The 16,941-nt window shown below is 34.0% G+C and carries 11 protein-coding genes; 7 read left to right on the forward strand and 4 right to left on the reverse strand.

Features of this window, described 5'->3' with window-relative positions; translation table 11 throughout:
* Nucleotides 1-64: 64 nt before the first annotated feature.
* Nucleotides 65-1,393 (reverse strand): signal recognition particle protein, encoded by a 1,329-nt coding sequence (ffh, locus tag ACSHWW_RS05115; protein WP_435681349.1) that lies wholly within the window; start codon nt 1,391-1,393, stop codon nt 65-67.
* A gap of 220 nt (nt 1,394-1,613) precedes the next feature.
* Here ffh and ACSHWW_RS05120 point away from each other — a divergent pair, with 220 nt between their 5' ends.
* Nucleotides 1,614-2,975, forward strand: a complete 1,362-nt coding sequence (locus tag ACSHWW_RS05120) for a peptide-N-glycosidase F-related protein (protein ID WP_435681350.1) — start codon at nt 1,614-1,616, stop codon at nt 2,973-2,975.
* A 120-nt stretch (nt 2,976-3,095) separates the two neighbouring features.
* On the opposite strand, the gene ACSHWW_RS05125 is transcribed toward ACSHWW_RS05120, so the two are convergent.
* Together ACSHWW_RS05125 and ACSHWW_RS05130 are read right to left on the reverse strand one after the other, a co-directional pair.
* A complete protein-coding gene (locus tag ACSHWW_RS05125) occupies nt 3,096-3,527 on the reverse strand; it encodes an FKBP-type peptidyl-prolyl cis-trans isomerase (protein ID WP_435681351.1) in 432 nt (143 codons plus the stop codon).
* Between the two features lie 133 nt (nt 3,528-3,660).
* Nucleotides 3,661-4,728 carry a ligand-binding sensor domain-containing protein gene (locus ACSHWW_RS05130; protein ID WP_435681352.1) on the reverse strand — a complete coding sequence of 356 codons (1,068 nt, stop codon included), beginning with the start codon at nt 4,726-4,728 and terminating at the stop codon, nt 3,661-3,663.
* A 214-nt stretch (nt 4,729-4,942) separates the two neighbouring features.
* Between ACSHWW_RS05130 and ACSHWW_RS05135 the strand changes: the two genes are divergently transcribed.
* The 6 genes from ACSHWW_RS05135 (at nt 4,943) to typA (ending at nt 13,697) form a co-directional block, all read left to right on the forward strand.
* The gene (locus tag ACSHWW_RS05135) at nt 4,943-5,569 is read left to right on the forward strand and encodes a hypothetical protein (protein WP_435681576.1); all 627 of its coding nucleotides are present in this window, start codon (nt 4,943-4,945) and stop codon (nt 5,567-5,569) included.
* A complete protein-coding gene (locus ACSHWW_RS05140) occupies nt 5,556-6,692 on the forward strand; it encodes an AAA family ATPase (RefSeq protein WP_435681353.1) in 1,137 nt (378 codons plus the stop codon). The genes ACSHWW_RS05135 and ACSHWW_RS05140 overlap by 14 nt, the downstream gene beginning before the upstream one ends.
* Nucleotides 6,665-7,411 (forward strand): hypothetical protein, encoded by a 747-nt coding sequence (locus ACSHWW_RS05145; protein ID WP_435681354.1) that lies wholly within the window; start codon nt 6,665-6,667, stop codon nt 7,409-7,411. The genes ACSHWW_RS05140 and ACSHWW_RS05145 overlap by 28 nt, the downstream gene beginning before the upstream one ends.
* A complete protein-coding gene (locus ACSHWW_RS05150) occupies nt 7,404-9,926 on the forward strand; it encodes a hypothetical protein (protein WP_435681355.1) in 2,523 nt (840 codons plus the stop codon). The genes ACSHWW_RS05145 and ACSHWW_RS05150 overlap by 8 nt, the downstream gene beginning before the upstream one ends.
* Nucleotides 9,916-11,793: a hypothetical protein gene (locus tag ACSHWW_RS05155; protein ID WP_435681356.1), complete on the forward strand. Its 1,878-nt coding sequence runs from the start codon at nt 9,916-9,918 to the stop codon at nt 11,791-11,793. The genes ACSHWW_RS05150 and ACSHWW_RS05155 overlap by 11 nt, the downstream gene beginning before the upstream one ends.
* Before the next feature lie 98 nt (nt 11,794-11,891).
* Nucleotides 11,892-13,697 carry a translational GTPase TypA gene (gene typA / locus ACSHWW_RS05160; RefSeq protein ID WP_435681357.1) on the forward strand — a complete coding sequence of 602 codons (1,806 nt, stop codon included), beginning with the start codon at nt 11,892-11,894 and terminating at the stop codon, nt 13,695-13,697.
* A 513-nt stretch (nt 13,698-14,210) separates the two neighbouring features.
* Here typA and ACSHWW_RS05165 read toward each other — a convergent pair.
* Nucleotides 14,211-16,928: a CHAT domain-containing protein gene (locus ACSHWW_RS05165; protein ID WP_435681358.1), complete on the reverse strand. Its 2,718-nt coding sequence runs from the start codon at nt 16,926-16,928 to the stop codon at nt 14,211-14,213.
* Nucleotides 16,929-16,941: the final 13 nt, after the last annotated feature.

Here is a 16,941-nt window from a genome sequence, read left to right on the forward strand (position 1 = left end):
TATCAAACGAAAAAATCGGCAATCCTATTTTGCGAAGCAAAATGGAATGAAAAATTGGCGATTTTTAGCGCATTTTACCTAGCGCGTTCATCATCGCTTTTCCTTTTCCACCTTGCATCATTTTCATCATCTTACTCATTTGGTCAAACTGCTTTAAAAGTTGATTTACCTCAGTAACAGTTGTACCACTTCCTTTTGCAATTCTCTTTTTACGTGAACCATTAATTACATGTGGTTGTGTTCTTTCTTCAACAGTCATAGAATGAATGATAGCTTCTATTCCTTTAAAAGCATCATCGTCTATATCTACATCTTTAAGCATTTTGCCGGCTCCTGGGATCATTCCCATAAGATCCTTCATATTACCCATTTTCTTGATTTGCTGGATTTGAGAAAGGAAATCGTCAAAACCAAATTGGTTCTTGGCAATTTTCTTACTCAATTTACGAGCCTGCTCTTCATCAAATTGTTCTTGCGCACGCTCTACAAGTGAGATAACATCTCCCATACCTAGAATACGATCTGCCATACGGTCTGGATAGAAAACGTCAATCGCTTCCATCTTTTCACCAGTACCTATAAATTTAATAGGCTTATCAACTACAGACTTAATAGATAACGCTGCACCACCACGAGTATCACCATCAAGCTTTGTTAATATCACTCCGTCAAAGTTCAATCGCTCATTAAAAGCCTTGGCAGTATTCACAGCATCTTGACCTGTCATGGAATCCACGACAAATAAAGTTTCTTGTGGTTTTACAGCCGCGTGAACATTTGCAATTTCAGTCATCATTTGCTCATCAACAGCTAGACGACCAGCGGTATCAATAATAACGACATTAAAGCCATTCTGTTTTGCATGAGCAATAGCTGCCTCAGATATCTTTACAGGATCTTTTTCATCACGATTAGAATACACTTCTACACCTACACTTTCACCTACTACGTGCAACTGATCAATTGCCGCAGGACGATATATATCACAAGCTACCAGAAGAGGTTTTTTACTCTTTTTGGTTTTTAAGAAATTAGCTAGCTTACCAGAAAATGTCGTTTTACCAGAACCTTGTAGTCCTGACATTAAAATAACCGTAGGATTACCAGTAAGGTTTAATCCTATGGCATCACCACCCATTAATTCTGTAAGCTCATCCTTTACAATCTTGGTAAGAAGTTGACCAGGCTTAAGTGTAGTAAGTACACCTTGACCTAGCGCTTTTTCCTTAGCACGAGCTGTGAATTCTTTAGCAATTTTATAGTTTACATCGGCATCTACTAGGGCGCGACGTATTTCTTTAAGTGTATCTGCTACGTTTACCTCGGTAATGCTACCATGTCCTTTAAGGACGTGCATGGCTTTATCGAGCTTGTCAGTTAAATTATCAAACATATTTTTGACTCATTTTTTGAAGATTGCAAAGATACCATTTCGTCACTTTATGTTCAAGCATTTATAGGCTTTTGTAAATATGTTGTTCCCTAGGATTCAGATTGTTTAAGTTGATATTTAAAATAAAGCTTTTCATTACCTTAAATTGTTAATTTAAATTCCATAATTCTGTGTTTTACAATCTTATGATTACATTGCTATTTGATTCTTAAAATTTATTATGAAAGCAATTAAAATTTCATTGCGTCTTTTTTGTCTGATATTAACCACTACGTTAATGGTGAACTGTAGTTCTGAAAAAGATGGTGGATCAGGATCAGGCACTACTAATGATCCTAGTTTATCTGCATCTGTTAGTCAGTTATCTTTTAACGACACGCAAATAGATAATGTGTCGGCACTTAAAATTGTAAATCTGACCTTTGCAAATCTTACTAGTGATATCAACCTTTCAGCAACGAGTGCTTTTGAGCTATCGCTTGATGGAGCTACTTTTTCTAATAACCTAGTCTTTCCTTTAGTCAATCCTTCAACAGCTGTTTTTGTTAGGTTTAAGCCTGTCGCGGTAGATAATTATCAAGGTGCTCTTACTATTCAGAATCCAGCAATTGCAAATGATATTGTTATTAACTTATCAGGCGCTGGAACTCCTAGGGTCCAAAACGTTCAGACATTCTCAAGAGAACGACTCGCTTTTGGTGGTGGATTTTCTCAAAGCGCTACACAAACCTTTGCGCTACCTACAGATTTATCAAATGTAGAAGCGATAAAAATGTACGTGAAATTAACTTGCCCTACAGGTGGTTGTGATGAATGGGATGTGTTTGCAAATGTAAAAGTGACTGATGCTGCAAGTGGTGAAAAGTATGAACTTGCAAGATTTATTACACCTTACTGGAATGATAACAGTCAGTTGCCTCGTGGCTTTGAATATGACGTAACAGATTTTAAATCATTGCTCACAGGAAATGCAGAGCTTAGAATTTTCACAGAATGCTGGAATGCCAATGGTTATGAAGTAAGTGTAGATTTTGATTACATAGAAGGAACGCCAGATTTTCCATATTATGCCGTTTCTAGACTGTTTAATTATGACAGTCATTCACTTGCAGGAATACCTTATGGAGTAGCGCACTCCATGGATTTAACTAGAACGGTTTCTGTTCCTGCAAACTCACAAAGTACACATTTGCGTACAGTAATCTCTGGTTGGGGACATGCAACACCAAGTGATGCTGGCGGACGCACTTGTGCAGAATGGTGTTATAGAACACACAATGTTCTTATCAACGGAGCAAGTATGTTTCAGCATGATCTTGCACCACTTGGATGTGCAAGTAATCCTGTCAATAATCAATCTCCAGGTAATTGGGCTCCAGATCGTGCAGGCTGGTGTCCTGGAATGGAAGTGCCTACTCGCATAGATGATTTTGCGACAGCTATGGCAGGTTCTACTTTCAGCTTTGGATATGATCTTGAAAACTGGACTAATGATGGAGCGAGCAATGCATTTTATGCGATTTCCACATTTGTGGTGGTGAAAAGTGATACACCTATAAGTAAGCCAGTTGTTGTGGACTAGTGTACTTATTGCGCTTTCGCGAAAGCGTCATTAAACCAACTCTTTCAATCTAACATTTAACCCATAAAAAAATCCCATCGAGATCAAACGCGATGGGATTTTTTATAACTAAAATGAAATTTACTGGATAGAAACTACCTGTAAATCAAATACTAAATCCTGTCCAGCAAGTGGATGGTTTGCATCTACAACGATGTGATCTTCTTCAACTTGAGCTACGCGCAACTGGCGCTCAGTTCCATCAGGATTTTGAGAAATCAATCCCATTCCTACCTCAGGCTGTACTTCTTGTGGTAATTGAGATCTATCTACTTTATGGAATAATTCTTCCATGACATCACCGTAAGCCTCGGCCATAGGAATTTCAATTGTTTTTTTCTCGTCCACTTTCATGTCCACAAGACCTTTTTCAAAACCTGGAATCAACATTCCTTGACCTAGTTGAGCTTCTAGCGGCTCTCTGTCTGCAGATGTATCAAATACCTGTCCGGTTGCTTTTAATTTTCCTGTGTAATGCACTTTTACAGTGTCATTTGCTTTTACTTGACTCATAATAAATTGATATTTTTTGTATCAGCCGGCAAAGGTATGGTTTACAATCTCTTGACAAAGTTAATATGCAATTATCTCAGAGCATTAAGAAAGACTTAACGATTGAAAATCAAAATCAAAATCAAAAATAGATTTATGATTTTTTATAGCTAGTAATATTAGCTTTAGTGATGTTCTTAAATTTTGCACCATCGTAATTATAAAGTCCAGAGTAGCCGCCTAACCATATCGTTCCACTACGATCTTGATAAATGGACTGAATAGCGTTTGTTGTTAAACCATCATTTTTATTAAAATTAGTAAAGCTATTACCGTCATATCTATATACTCCATGATGCTCTGCAGGAAACCAAATATTTCCATCGCAATCTTCATAGATGCTCCATATTTCATCTCCAGTGATCGTTCCATCAACAGTGAAGTTTGAGAAAGTAGTGCCATTGAAACGGCTCACTCCTCTATAATGTGTCGCAAACCAAATGTTATGATTTCTATCTTCCAGAATATCATTTACAGAATTATGAGCGAGACCATTTTTATTAGATAAGTTTTTAAGTTTTTTTCCATCATACATGTAAGCACCATTTCCTGTGCCTAGCCACATATTTCCTTTATGATCTTGCATGATACTATTCACTATTTTAGAACTTGAAACACCTCGATTAGGATCGGGTATAGATTCTGGTAGGGCAAAGGCAGTGAAGTTTTCTCCGTCATAAGTACATGCTCCTTTTAGCGATCCTATCCATAAAATACCTTTGCTGTCTAGTGATAAGCACCATAAGTTTCTACTTGGTAATCCATCATCTTCTGTGAAATTAGTAAACGAAGTGCCATCATATTTAGAAAGTCCATTTTCAGTAGCAAACCATACTATTCCATTGTTATCCTCAACAATCGATCGCACTGCAGCTCCTGCAAAACCTTCTTCTCTATTAAAATATACTAACGATTTACCGTCATATCGTGCCACACCATCACCATTTGTTCCTAGCCATAAATTTCCTTTGCTGTCCTCAAAGATTCTGCGTACAAACTCACTTATTCTGTTTTCTTCTTCATAGATATCCAGATTAAAGTCAGTCACAGGAGTTGTTGCACTTTTCTCCTTTATAGGTTCTGTTTGAGAAGTGGTTTCTTTTTCTTGACTGTTGCAGGAAATAAAAGCAATCAGGAAGTAAATGAGGAAGAGGTTTTTCATGGGTGTTGAAGGATAGTAAGGATAGAATTATTGTATTTGACATCCATAAATAAATGCGTTAATGTGTAAATATAACTTTTATACATATTTTATTTTTCTTGATTTATAGGAGAATTCTACATTTTACTATTACTACTTCTATTCAATTTATTAAATTGAGCCTTCTAAAAAAGCCATTATTAACTCAGTCAAAACTTACGATTTTTTAAAAACTATCACTTTACTTCGTGAAGAAGGTGAGCTTTTTTTACATGAAAAACCTTTGAAAATAAAAACCTTTCAAGAGAAGGAAATAATACTATATCTTGAAAATGAGTACTATCGTGAGGTACAAGACTATCCTTTTAAAGCTCCACCATTTGATTCCATGGCTGCCTTATGGGCGTCAAAAATAGTTTATTATGCTGCTTTATTTGTTATTTACAGAAAGGGTTCTGATCAATCAATTAAAGATGTATTGCCTGATTATAATGGAGATTTAGAGGCATCACAAATTCTGAGTGCTGATTTGATGTTGCGGTTTTTACCGTTTCTTTATCATTCTTTAGAAAATTTAGACCCGAAGGATCCAGTCCTAGAAAGGTTAGAAGAAATATTGAATAAATGGCATTATAGCGCTATTGATTTACATTTTGAGTCTAAAAACTTGAACTTAGCGGTGTATTTTGATAATCCATGTATACTTCAATTATTTCTCAATAGAATCGTTGAACAAAAAAATCAATCTTGGGGAATGCACCCAGCAATCAATAAAAAATTAATCAAGCATTTGGGATTTTACAAAGATGAAATCTGGAAATCCTTAAAAGAAATTGAAATAGCAACTGATGAGTCAGAATAATATACAACCACTTAAGACTTTACTCGATCACGTTAAATCCACTTTCGTGGGTAAAGATGATGTGATTGATCTTTTAGGGATTAGTCTTATTGCAAAAGAAAACACCTTTTTGTTTGGTCCTCCAGGTACTGCAAAAAGTGCTATAGTTAAAACACTGTCAAAAGGTATTGAGAACGGTAAGAATTTTGAATACTTACTTACTCGATTTACAGAGCCTAACGAACTCTTTGGACCGTTTGATATTAAAAAGTTAAGGGAAGGCGAGTTAGTTACAAACATAGAAGGTATGATGCCTGAAGCATCCTTAGTATTCCTAGATGAAATCTTTAATGCTAACTCTGCCATTTTGAATAGCTTGTTAATGGCACTCAATGAAAAGATTTTAAGACGCGGTAAACAAGTTCTTGAGTTGCCAGCCTTAATGTTTGTAGGAGCAAGTAACTCATTACCAGAAGATGATGCTCTAGACGCATTATTTGATAGGTTTTTGGTTCGTGTGAAATGTGATTATGTTCATCCAGATTTATTAAATCAAGTATTACTAGCGGGATGGAATCTTGAACTCAATAGAAATATAGAAGCACCTACGGTAACGCCTGAGTACATTAAAAAACTACAGAAAAAATCAAAGCAAGTTGACTTGAGCGGTATATTAGAAACATATATTGATCTAGTAAGGAACTTGAGAAATACGGGTATTAATATTTCTGATCGACGAGCAGTAAAAATTCAAAACCTTATTGCCGCCAGTGCTATGATGTGTGATCGTGATCAAGCTATGATATCAGATTTATGGGTGCTCAAATATATTTGGGATACAGAGGAACAAATCGAGATTCTAGAAGGAATAGTGAACAATGCAATTGAAAATGAGATTACTGAAAAATCTCATCCTCAAGCTATGTTCAATAAAGCACCTAATCCAGAAGAGGTTATGAAAGAAGTGAAAATACTTGTAGAAAAATGGGATTCCAGTTCACTTAATTATGAGGAGCAGAATGTGATAAAGGATAAATTAAGATATATCCAAAACCGAGCAGATTGGATACAAAACGAGCAACAAAAAGCATATATTAAAAAAGAAATAGACGCCTTATGGCAACAAATATTACAGAGCGTCTAGATTACGTTTTACATATCCATATATCCCATATAGACTTACTTTCCCAAATATGGCATTTTGAAAATCTCAAAATTACCATGGATGGTGAAAATGTTTGGGTGAAAGGTTTTACTCTAGATCAGATAAATAGTAAAGAATTGAAAGTAATGCCACACGCTACTATTTATTATTTAAAAGAAGGAAAACTATTTCCTAAAGGTAAACTATTACCCGTCGCTCGTTTGGAAACATTATCTGAATGGAAAGGGATTCAATCAGCCCTAAAATTAGAATTACCTGATTTAAACCATAATTATTTTGGTATTCAAGAAAAAGCGACACTTCAATTAACAAAGTTTGATTCAGAAAAAAGTGCCAAAGCACAACTTATAAAAATCTCAAATTTCAATTCACGTATCATAGAAACGGCAGCTAGTTATCGATTAGAAAATTTGATATACACTATCATAGCTCCTGACCAGATGTTAATTTTAGGGACACCTCTCTTACCATTAAAAGGTTATAGTTTTTGGAATAATGGAGATAGTCTTTACCCGACAGGTTATTATTTAAAATATTCATCTGTAGAATCTATTATTCAACAGTTTATAAATCCCGATAAAACACACTTAATTATATGGCAGAAGAACAATAACTACACCTTAATTAAGAAAGATCAATTTGTTCCACTTACGATTAGCTCCTATCGCAAAAGTTTAAAACTCATAAAAGATGAGTAATTACTTTATACAATACAGGGATTATTTCTGGAAATGGGATAGGGACATTACGGACAGTATTGTGGTTGAAATACCTGGTGTAGGTACTTTAATTTATGAACAACCGTTAAGAGAACTATTGATACCACTAGCAATTAGTGGCTTACCTCAATTTGGCTCTATCATAATCATCTTAGTCGCAACAAATGAGCATATTGAGAGTGAAGGCTATGAGACATTTAAATCCCAGTTAGCTTACTCATTAGAAACGGCTCATTATGGACATCACTACGTGGAAAATGTACTAACCATCATGGAGTATGTTCACAATTTACCTAGAGATTTACGAACTGGTGATAATTTAATTTATTTATTAGAGGTCCTTTTTGAAAATTCTCATAATAAAAATGGTATTCAAAAATCAAAACAAATACTAAGTAATACTAATGTAATTAATGCGGTAGAAGCTAATTATACCATTTTATCTCCTACTAAATCTACTTACGATAAGGATACTCGTGCCATTGCACTAATGGTAAGACGATTTAAGTCCATGCAAGATATAATTGATGCACTTACAAGCATTCCCATTATAAATGAAGAAGAACAGCTGGTAACTGAAATGGAGCCTGTCTATAATCCTGAAAGCTCTATTGTTGAACAACTACTTGCACATTCAGAAACCTCAGAAATAGGTTCTTTAATAAAAAGAATATGGTCTGGACTCCATATTCCTATGCATCAAAATGCCTCTAGTGAACAACCTCTAGGTGGTGTGTCTGATATTACCAATAAAGGTGATATGAACAAGCTTCTAATTTCAGAGTTTGCTTATGATCAAGATACTTTTTTATCACGAGTTGCAAATAAAGAAGCTCTTTATATAGAACGAGAAACTGCTAATGAGGATAATGATAATAGACGTGTCTTTTTAATAGATTCTTCACTTAAAAATTGGGGAATACCTAAAATACTGTCTTTTGCTACCGCACTAGCAATTGCAAATCATCCTAAATCTACATTTGAATACGCCGCTTATGTTATAGGTGATACAGTTCGTGAAGTTAATTTTAATGACATTTTAGAAATCATTTCAAGTCAGCAATTGCTTAGTGCTCAATTGGATCCAGCTGTAGGTTTACATTACTTTTTTGAAAATGAATATGAAACAAGAGATGAGGTATTCTTCTTAACTACCTCAGATACTCTAGAGAGTAATGATCTTCAATATGTGATTTCAGAACGTATGGAGCAGTTAAATTATCTCATTACGACCAGCTCGAGTGGTGATGTTGATTTTTATAGGTATCGCAACCGTAGTCGTAAGCATTTAAAACAAATCTATTTACCGTATGAAGAGCTATGGGCAGATCGACAGACTACAGCTACGCCTCCTAGGTTTATAAAAAATCTAGATTTTGTTAGAGAAGATGCTCTTTTAACACCACTATTTAGGTCTGAGGCACATTATTTACCTTATCATGATCAAGTTTATATAGTCCAGAATGGTCATTTATACACCTTTACTTCTCATGGAGTTAAGAAAGGTTTAGAATTAGTTTTTAAGAATGTAATTGTACATCCAGATAGCGCCTACCTCGTTTCTTCGCCATCTAAGAATGCTCTTATTTTTCATGAATATAACGCTTGCGCGAAAGCGTACTATAAAACTAGTCTAGAAACTGGCGTGCAAACAAGTCATCGTAAATATTCTAAAAATATTGAAGGAAAATGTGAGTTGTTTGAGATAGGTAAAAAGATAGTTGTAGCTCATAACGAGCACTATTATCATATTACCGAGGAGAAAATTGAAAAAATTCGTGAGTCTAAGAATGACTTTTTAACAAGGTTCCAAAGCAAAAAAGAAGATCAAATAAAAAACTGGAAGCAATTACTGGGTAATGCTAATACTAAATATAACGTACTCAAAAACATTGAAAGAATTACTATTATTAATTTTTATAACGAACTTATTCCTCAATTCAACAAGTTTTATCTCAATACTCGAGTAAATATCTTAGGTGACCATAATAGCGATTATCGTTTTTTAAATGATAAGGATAAGCTTGAACTTACACCAGTAGTAGATCTATATTTAAAAAGAATAGGAAACGTAGAACACATCTCATTTTTACAAAAACAACTGGATATATCCCTCAAGGAAGCAAAGGAATTTGCCTATCAATTACCTACAGTTATAAAAACTGATATAGAATATAAAAAGGGCAGTAATTTAAAAACGCGATTAGAATCTAGGGGAATGACCTGTTTCATTAAGATTAAAAGCTTTCAAACAGCCGATGGTTCTACCATTTCTATACAAAATGGCAAACTCTATTTTCAATCAAATAGGAATAGCAAACTAGATTTTTGTATGACTGCTATACTAAATCAACCTATTGCTTTTGCAAGTAAACATCACTTTTCTGGAAACCAGTATTTTTTACCGGCTCAACATGCACTAGAGCTATTGGATTATAAAACTTTTAGACAAACTTATATTAATCCTTTTTTTGAATCAGCGCGTGAAGATTAAAATAGCTCCTTCTAGAAATAATACCTATCCTTTAAGTGGAATACTTATCAGGGGAAATTCTCCTAGTCGATGGCTTAAGGTGGTTGATAAATTAGCGGTCGACTTAAATCAAGTTAGCGCATTTGCCATACCTAGTAATAAGGCAAATGAACTCTATGGTTGTTTGTTAGTTACATCTCATTTGACAAAGCACTCACATCTAGCAAATGTGTTGTTCTTTCAATGCATTCATAACAGCATATTTATTCCTGAATACGCTGCGATTCATCCTCTTATTTCAAAAATTGAAACCAATCGAGTATTTAAAACACCACATGTATATCACCCAGATTTTGGATGGTTTGCTATGGAAAAGCCTATAAATTGGATTAATTGTATAAAATTGAATGACTTTATAAATATTGAAGTGATTAAACCTATGTTAGGTACAGTTATTCCTAAACATATTTATAAAATAGGGGCCATTCCTAAGGATGAAAAGGAAATAGAAAAAGATCTTGATTTACCACTTAAAAAAATATCAGATGATGATTTAACCACTATGGATAAATTACGTTTAGGTTTATTCAAAACTTTATTTAGTAGTCGTAGTAAAAGTCCAGGGCAATTTGATGTAAAGGAAAAAGGGTTTTTAAAACTGTTAAATAGATGGTATGGAAATAGAGAAAGGAGTTCACGATGGGGCAAGAGTATGGACGCTCTATTGCAACGTAATTCAAAAGAAGCAGATCGATTACTAGCCATGTTTGCAAAAAACCCGAAACTAGCAATGAAATTTGCTATTCCTCTTGATTTGATTGGTGCGTCGAGAGATTCAGGTAAAAGTCTTTTATCATTATCAGGCAGGAATAAAGGCACAAGTGGTCCTAAGCAAATACCACTTCAATCACTTGCCTTAATCCTAGCTGTTATAACCAGTGTAATCAGTTTTGTATTACGTGTAAAGCCGAGAAGTGGCTCCTCCGATAATGGATTAGGTTCACTTATAGCGTTTTTATTAATAGGGTTTATTATTTATTCCGTTTTATCCAGTTTATTCAAAACAACAAATAACTCTGGTGGTACCGCTACGATACATGATGACCGTATGGAAGCATTGCGCAAGCAATATTTAAAAATTATAGAAGCAGAAAAAAAAGAAGGTAATTATCGTAAAGCCGCTGCTATGCAAATAAAGTTATTGAATAACCATTGGGAAGCAGCAAGTACGTTAGAAGAAGGAAGGTTTTATGAAGAAGCTGCATTTCTACATATTAAATATACTAAGAGTAAATATCATGCTGCAGAACTTTATGCAAAAGGTCAGTTTTATGATAAGGCAATTTCCATCCATAAGGAATTAAAAAACTATGAAAACGTTGGTGATTTATATAAAGAATCTGGAAATATCCATGATGCAAATGAGTATTTTCAAATGGTAATTGATAACCATTTACAATCAAATAATTATTTAAAAGCTGCCGCTGTTTATAAGGAAAAGCTGGAAGATTTAGCTACAACTCAATCAACGCTATTGCGAGGATGGAGATCATCTAAACAGCAGTCTAAGTGTCTCAAAGAATATTTTAATAATATAACTGATCCTCAAATAATTGAAAAGGAGTTGTTATACTTCTATAAAAATGAAACGAATGCTGGAAATATCAGGTTATTCATTAAGGAATTAAAAGCTCAAAAAGACAAGACGCCTGAATTACAGACTTTTTCAAAAAATATTATTTATAAGATTATTAGTAGCTATTATAATGTTGATCCAGGAATTAGTTTTGAGTTAGGGAGCTTTGATGAAGGTAACAAAAGGATACATCGTGATTCTAATATTTTTGTTAGAGAGCATAAAAAACACAATAAAAACAAACCCAATTGAAAACCAACTAGTTATAGGTGACCATCATTTAACTTAACAAAACGCTAAAAACCAATAAATAAGAGTATTTTTGCAGCCGCTTAGAAGCATTATTTTTTATGAAAGACATTAGAAACATCGCGATTATTGCTCACGTAGACCACGGTAAGACTACGTTAGTAGATAAGATTTTACACCACTGTGAAACTTTCCGTGAGAACGAGACAACCGGAGATTTAATACTTGATAACAACGACATAGAACGTGAACGTGGGATTACTATTCTTGCAAAGAACGTTTCTGTAATGTACAAAGGAACTAAGATTAACATCATAGACACACCTGGTCACGCCGATTTTGGTGGAGAGGTGGAACGTGTATTGAACATGGCTGATGGTGTACTACTTCTAGTAGATGCATTTGAAGGTCCTATGCCTCAAACGCGTTTTGTATTACAAAAAGCTATCGACCTTGGGTTGAAGCCTTGTGTGGTTGTAAACAAAGTAGATAAAGAAAACTGTACTCCAGACGAGGTACATGAGTCTGTATTTGACTTAATGTTTGAACTAGGAGCAGAAGAGTGGCAGTTAGATTTCCCTACCGTTTATGGTAGTGCAAAGAACAACTGGATGAGTGAAGACTGGAAAAACGAAACTACTGATATCGAGCCATTACTTGATATGGTAATTGAGCATGTTCCAGCTCCTAAGGTAGAAGAAGGAACAACTCAGTTATTGATAACATCTTTAGATTTCTCTAATTATACAGGTCGTATTGCGATAGGTCGTATTAAAAGAGGATCTATAAAAGAAGGACAAAACGTTTCTTTATGTAAACGTGATGGTTCTATCACTAAGACTAAAGTGAAAGAGGTATACGTTTTTGACGGAATGGGTAAGGCCAAAGCTCAAGAAGTAATGGCTGGTGATATTTGTGCGATTGTAGGATTAGAAGGTTTTGAAATAGGTGACTCTGTCGCAGATTTTGAAAACCCAGAGGCGATGGAAACTATCGCTATCGATGAGCCTACTATGAGTATGTTATTTACTATAAATGATTCACCTTTCTTCGGTAAGGACGGTAAATTTGTAACATCTCGTCACATTAAAGATCGCTTAACTAAAGAACTAGAGAAGAATCTTGCTTTACAGGTACACGATACTGGTAGTGCAGATAAGTTCATGGTTTTCGGTCGTGGTGTATTGCACCTTTCTGTATTAATTGAAACGATGCGTCGTGAAGGTTATGAATTACAGATCGGTCAGCCACAGGTTATTATTAAAGAAATAGATGGTGTGAAATGTGAACCTATTGAAGAGCTTACTATCGATTTACCAGAAGAGGTAAGTGGTAAAGCTGTTGAAATGGTAACGCTTAGAAAAGGTGAAATGACCAGTATGGCGCCTAAAGGGCAACGTATGGTTTGTGAATTTAAAATTCCTTCTCGTGGAATCATAGGTTTACGTAATCAATTGATTACTGCTACAGCTGGTGAGGCGATTATGAACCACCGTTTTGTAGGATTTGAACCTTATAAAGGAGAAATTCAAGGTCGTATCAACGGCTCTATGATTTCTATGGAAAAAGGAACTTCTATTCCTTACTCTATGGATAAATTACAAGATCGTGGTAAATTCTTTATCGCACCTGGTGAAGAGATTTATGGTGGTCAGGTAGTAGGAGAGAACTCTAGACCAGATGATCTAGCGATTAACCTTACTAAAACTAAAAAGCTTTCTAACGTGCGTAGTGCAGGTAACGATGATAAAGTAAAGATTGCTCCACCAGTTAAGTTTACACTGGAAGAAGCTCTTGAATATATCCAGAAAGATGAATATGTTGAGGTAACTCCTAACTTCTTAAGAATACGTAAAGTCCTTCTCGATGAGAACGAACGTAAACGTGCAGGAAAACAACTTTCTTAATACGTAATTAAGTAGATTTATATTAAAAAAGCAGATTCGTAAGAATCTGCTTTTTTTATGTCATGATTTAAAATTATGAAATAAAAAAGGCAGGGATTGAATCCTGCCTTTTTAAACGAAGATGAGTTCCCCAATCAAACGAAAAGATCCGTTTGATCAACACCTTCCACTCTCTAAACTATAAAAATCTTGTATTGTTCTTTCTTCATTTCTTTGAAACTATCTTCAAAACAAATCTTGTGTTTATAGGGATACACAAGACTTGTTAGAAAAGATAATGTAGATAAGTACATTTTCAGGGTTTATTAATCTGTTAATTCTAATAACCTTAAAAAGAGTTCCTAAATCAAATTCAAGAAAACTTTCTAATGGTATGTTCCAGTACATTACGGTTTGTTACCCAACAAAAGTGATTTTTTTTATTTTTTTTGAAAAACTATAGAAGACTAGTGAGCCGCATGAGAATAATCAGCTATTAATTACCGCTTACGCGAAAGCGAAAAGTATATAGAGTTACTGCTTTGAAGATATTTTGAGTTTCCATAAAAGGAGTAGAATGCAAGTAATAAGAGCTATTAAAAATAGCAACCATCCATAAGATAAAGAATCTTCTAATTCAATATTTTTATTATCTCCCAGAGCGATAAGTGAAGACCAATAATAAGGTGAAACCTCAGATAAATTGTGATTCTTTAAATACTTAAGTTTAGCTAAATGCAATGCCGTGGAGACACCTTTTTCATCTTCTATATTTTTGTAGAATTCTTCTACAATAAATGCCGTTGATTTATCACTCGTTTTCCATAAAGAAGCAACCACAGATTGTGCTCCTGTGTTGAAAAATCCGCGCGCAATAGTAAGTGCTCCTTCTCCTTGAGCTATCGCGCCTACAGAGGTGTCGCATGCACTTAAGAATACTAATTGCGCATTGTTGTTTAAAACATATAATTCTTCAATACTTAATTTACTATCGTAAAATGCAAGAAATGGATCGACTCCAGAACTCGCATGAGTTGCTAGATGTACTATTTTAAACTTGTCAAATTGTGATAAAAATGCTTCTTTGGTGGCAAGGCTATCAATGAAAATATCACTTTTTATAAATTTATGTATAGAGTAAACCTCTTTATTAGTATCATAGAGTTTAGGTAAGCCTATTTTATTAAAGTTACTGGGTGAAAAACTAATTAAATTTTGAGCTGCTGATCTCTGTAGAGCGTTGTTTTTATTTGAAAAAGACAAAGAATATGTATAGTTAATTTGACTTTCTTCTATTAAGTATGAACTTGGTTTGAGCTTAGTAATTAATGCTTCAAATGGAATGTTCTGTAATTGGCCATCGGCAATTATGGTTATTATTTTACCTTTTAATAGCTCTTGAATTTCAAGAGTAGGGAAAAGCTTGTTGTAAACGGTATGTGCATGTTTGTTGTATGCTGTAATATCTTCTTTGGTTTGAAAAGGCTTAACGATTGCTTGTAAAAAAATAGTGAGTTCATTACTAAGCTCACTGGCATGCTCAATCTCCAGTAACTTAACATTCTCTTGAGTTATTATTAAGCACATGAGGTGATCCTTGAAAAGGACTTCTTTATTCCACACGTATGAGATGACTACTTCATTCTTTTTTAGATTTCCTTGTATTTCTTGTAAACTGAGAATTTTCAAATCTTCAATCTTCTGTGATAATGCTGGATAAGCTTTCTGAATGGAATCATCATGTTTCTTGACAGCCAACTTTTGATTTAATAAAGCCTTTGAGTAAAATTGAATTAATGTAGTGTCTGTATTATTTTCTAAATTGTTTTCATATTCACGTAGTTTATATCTTAAGAAACGCTCTCTATTTTTAACGGATTGCGGTAGTTTAAAAGAGTTTTTAATAATATCTTCAGTGAGAAGGATGGCTTTATTTTTCTCACTGTATGTTAATGCTAGTTCATGATTGTTTAATAAATAAGAACAATAAACTGCATTGTGATATACTTTTGAAGCCTCTTTACGCCAGTATAATCTGGAGTTTTCTTCTCGATTAGATGATTTGAGATGATCTATTAAAGAATCTGCGGTTTGAAGATTTCTAAAGGCCTGTTCTACTAGAGAAAGATTTTTTAATTCTTCGTTCATTTCTAAAAGAATTTCAGCTTTTTGAGATAATGCAGCAATCACCCCAGTGAGTTCATCGGTATCTTTCAAATCGGTCAAGTTGGGATGCTCTAAATTAATTTCTTGATTTTGATAATTTATTTTTATTGCATGATTCAAATATTGAAGAGCGCCATCTTTATCATTTTTTTGAAGTTGGTAACTAGCGAAATTTCTAAAGACTTTAGACCTATCACTTTCTGGTAAGGGATAATCAAGGCTTTTTTCTAAATAATAACCCGTGCTATCTGATTCTTCTCTTAAGTGAAGATTTCCTAAGTTTCCATATGCCATTCCAGTCACACTGTAGTCAGCATTTATTATGGAATTCTCGACTAATTTTTTATAATAGAATTCGGCTTTATCAAAATCAAAAGTTTTATCACTGTTATAATAGTTTGCCATACTATTAAGAAAAACAGAAAGCCTTCTATTACTCAGCGGTTCAATTTTATCAATTTCAAGGACTTTGTTTAAAATTGCTAGTTCTTTCTCTCTAGAAGTTTCATTATCAAGAGTACGGTAAATCATAGCAAGACTTAAAGAATGAGAAGCTATGAGTCCTAAATTGTTATTTTTTTGTGATTCACTTATAGCCTTGAGGTAATAAGTCTCGGCTTGATAATAGTTTCCTAATTTAAAATAGCAACTACCTAGTTTGCTATATGATTGTATTGCTTTTAAAGAGTTAGGATCGGTAAGGATTACTTTATTATAATTATTGATGGCATTATCAAATTGCGCCGTTAATTCATAAAAATATCCTAACTGAAATAATGCTCTGACATATTTTTCATTTTTAATCCCTTCATTTTCAAAATGTTTAACTTCTTTTGATGCATATTTTATTGCTGCTTCATAATCTTTCTTCTTGTAGAATTTAACAGAAAAATCATGCGACATTTTCAAGTAAATTTCAGAATTTTTGGAAGTGTCTAATAAACTATCTAGTTTATATTGTAATAAAGAAGCGCCTTTATCTTGTTCTATTTGATCAACAATGTCATAAAAAGTTTGGCTACTTACTTGGTTGTTAAAACACAAAGCGAGTAGCCAAAAAAGGATGTAATAGTTTTTTAATTTCAATTTGTCATGGTTA

It is taken from the genome of Nonlabens sp., from assembly GCF_051251825.1.
Taxonomy (GTDB): domain Bacteria; phylum Bacteroidota; class Bacteroidia; order Flavobacteriales; family Flavobacteriaceae; genus Nonlabens.

Bases quoted from the DNA above. Each gene is read 5' to 3' on its own strand.
- ACSHWW_RS05120 (WP_435681350.1), top strand. From the start codon at position 1,614: ATGAAAGCAATTAAAATTTCATTGCGTCTTTTTTGTCTGATATTAACC.
- ACSHWW_RS05140 (WP_435681353.1), top strand. From the start codon at position 5,556: ATGAGTCAGAATAATATACAACCACTTAAGACTTTACTCGATCACGTT.
- ACSHWW_RS05150 (WP_435681355.1), top strand. From the start codon at position 7,404: ATGAGTAATTACTTTATACAATACAGGGATTATTTCTGGAAATGGGAT.
- typA (WP_435681357.1), top strand. From the start codon at position 11,892: ATGAAAGACATTAGAAACATCGCGATTATTGCTCACGTAGACCACGGT.
- ACSHWW_RS05145 (WP_435681354.1), top strand. From the start codon at position 6,665: ATGGCAACAAATATTACAGAGCGTCTAGATTACGTTTTACATATCCAT.
- ACSHWW_RS05130 (WP_435681352.1), bottom strand. From the start codon at position 4,728: ATGAAAAACCTCTTCCTCATTTACTTCCTGATTGCTTTTATTTCCTGC.
- ffh (WP_435681349.1), bottom strand. From the start codon at position 1,393: ATGTTTGATAATTTAACTGACAAGCTCGATAAAGCCATGCACGTCCTT.
- ACSHWW_RS05125 (WP_435681351.1), bottom strand. From the start codon at position 3,527: ATGAGTCAAGTAAAAGCAAATGACACTGTAAAAGTGCATTACACAGGA.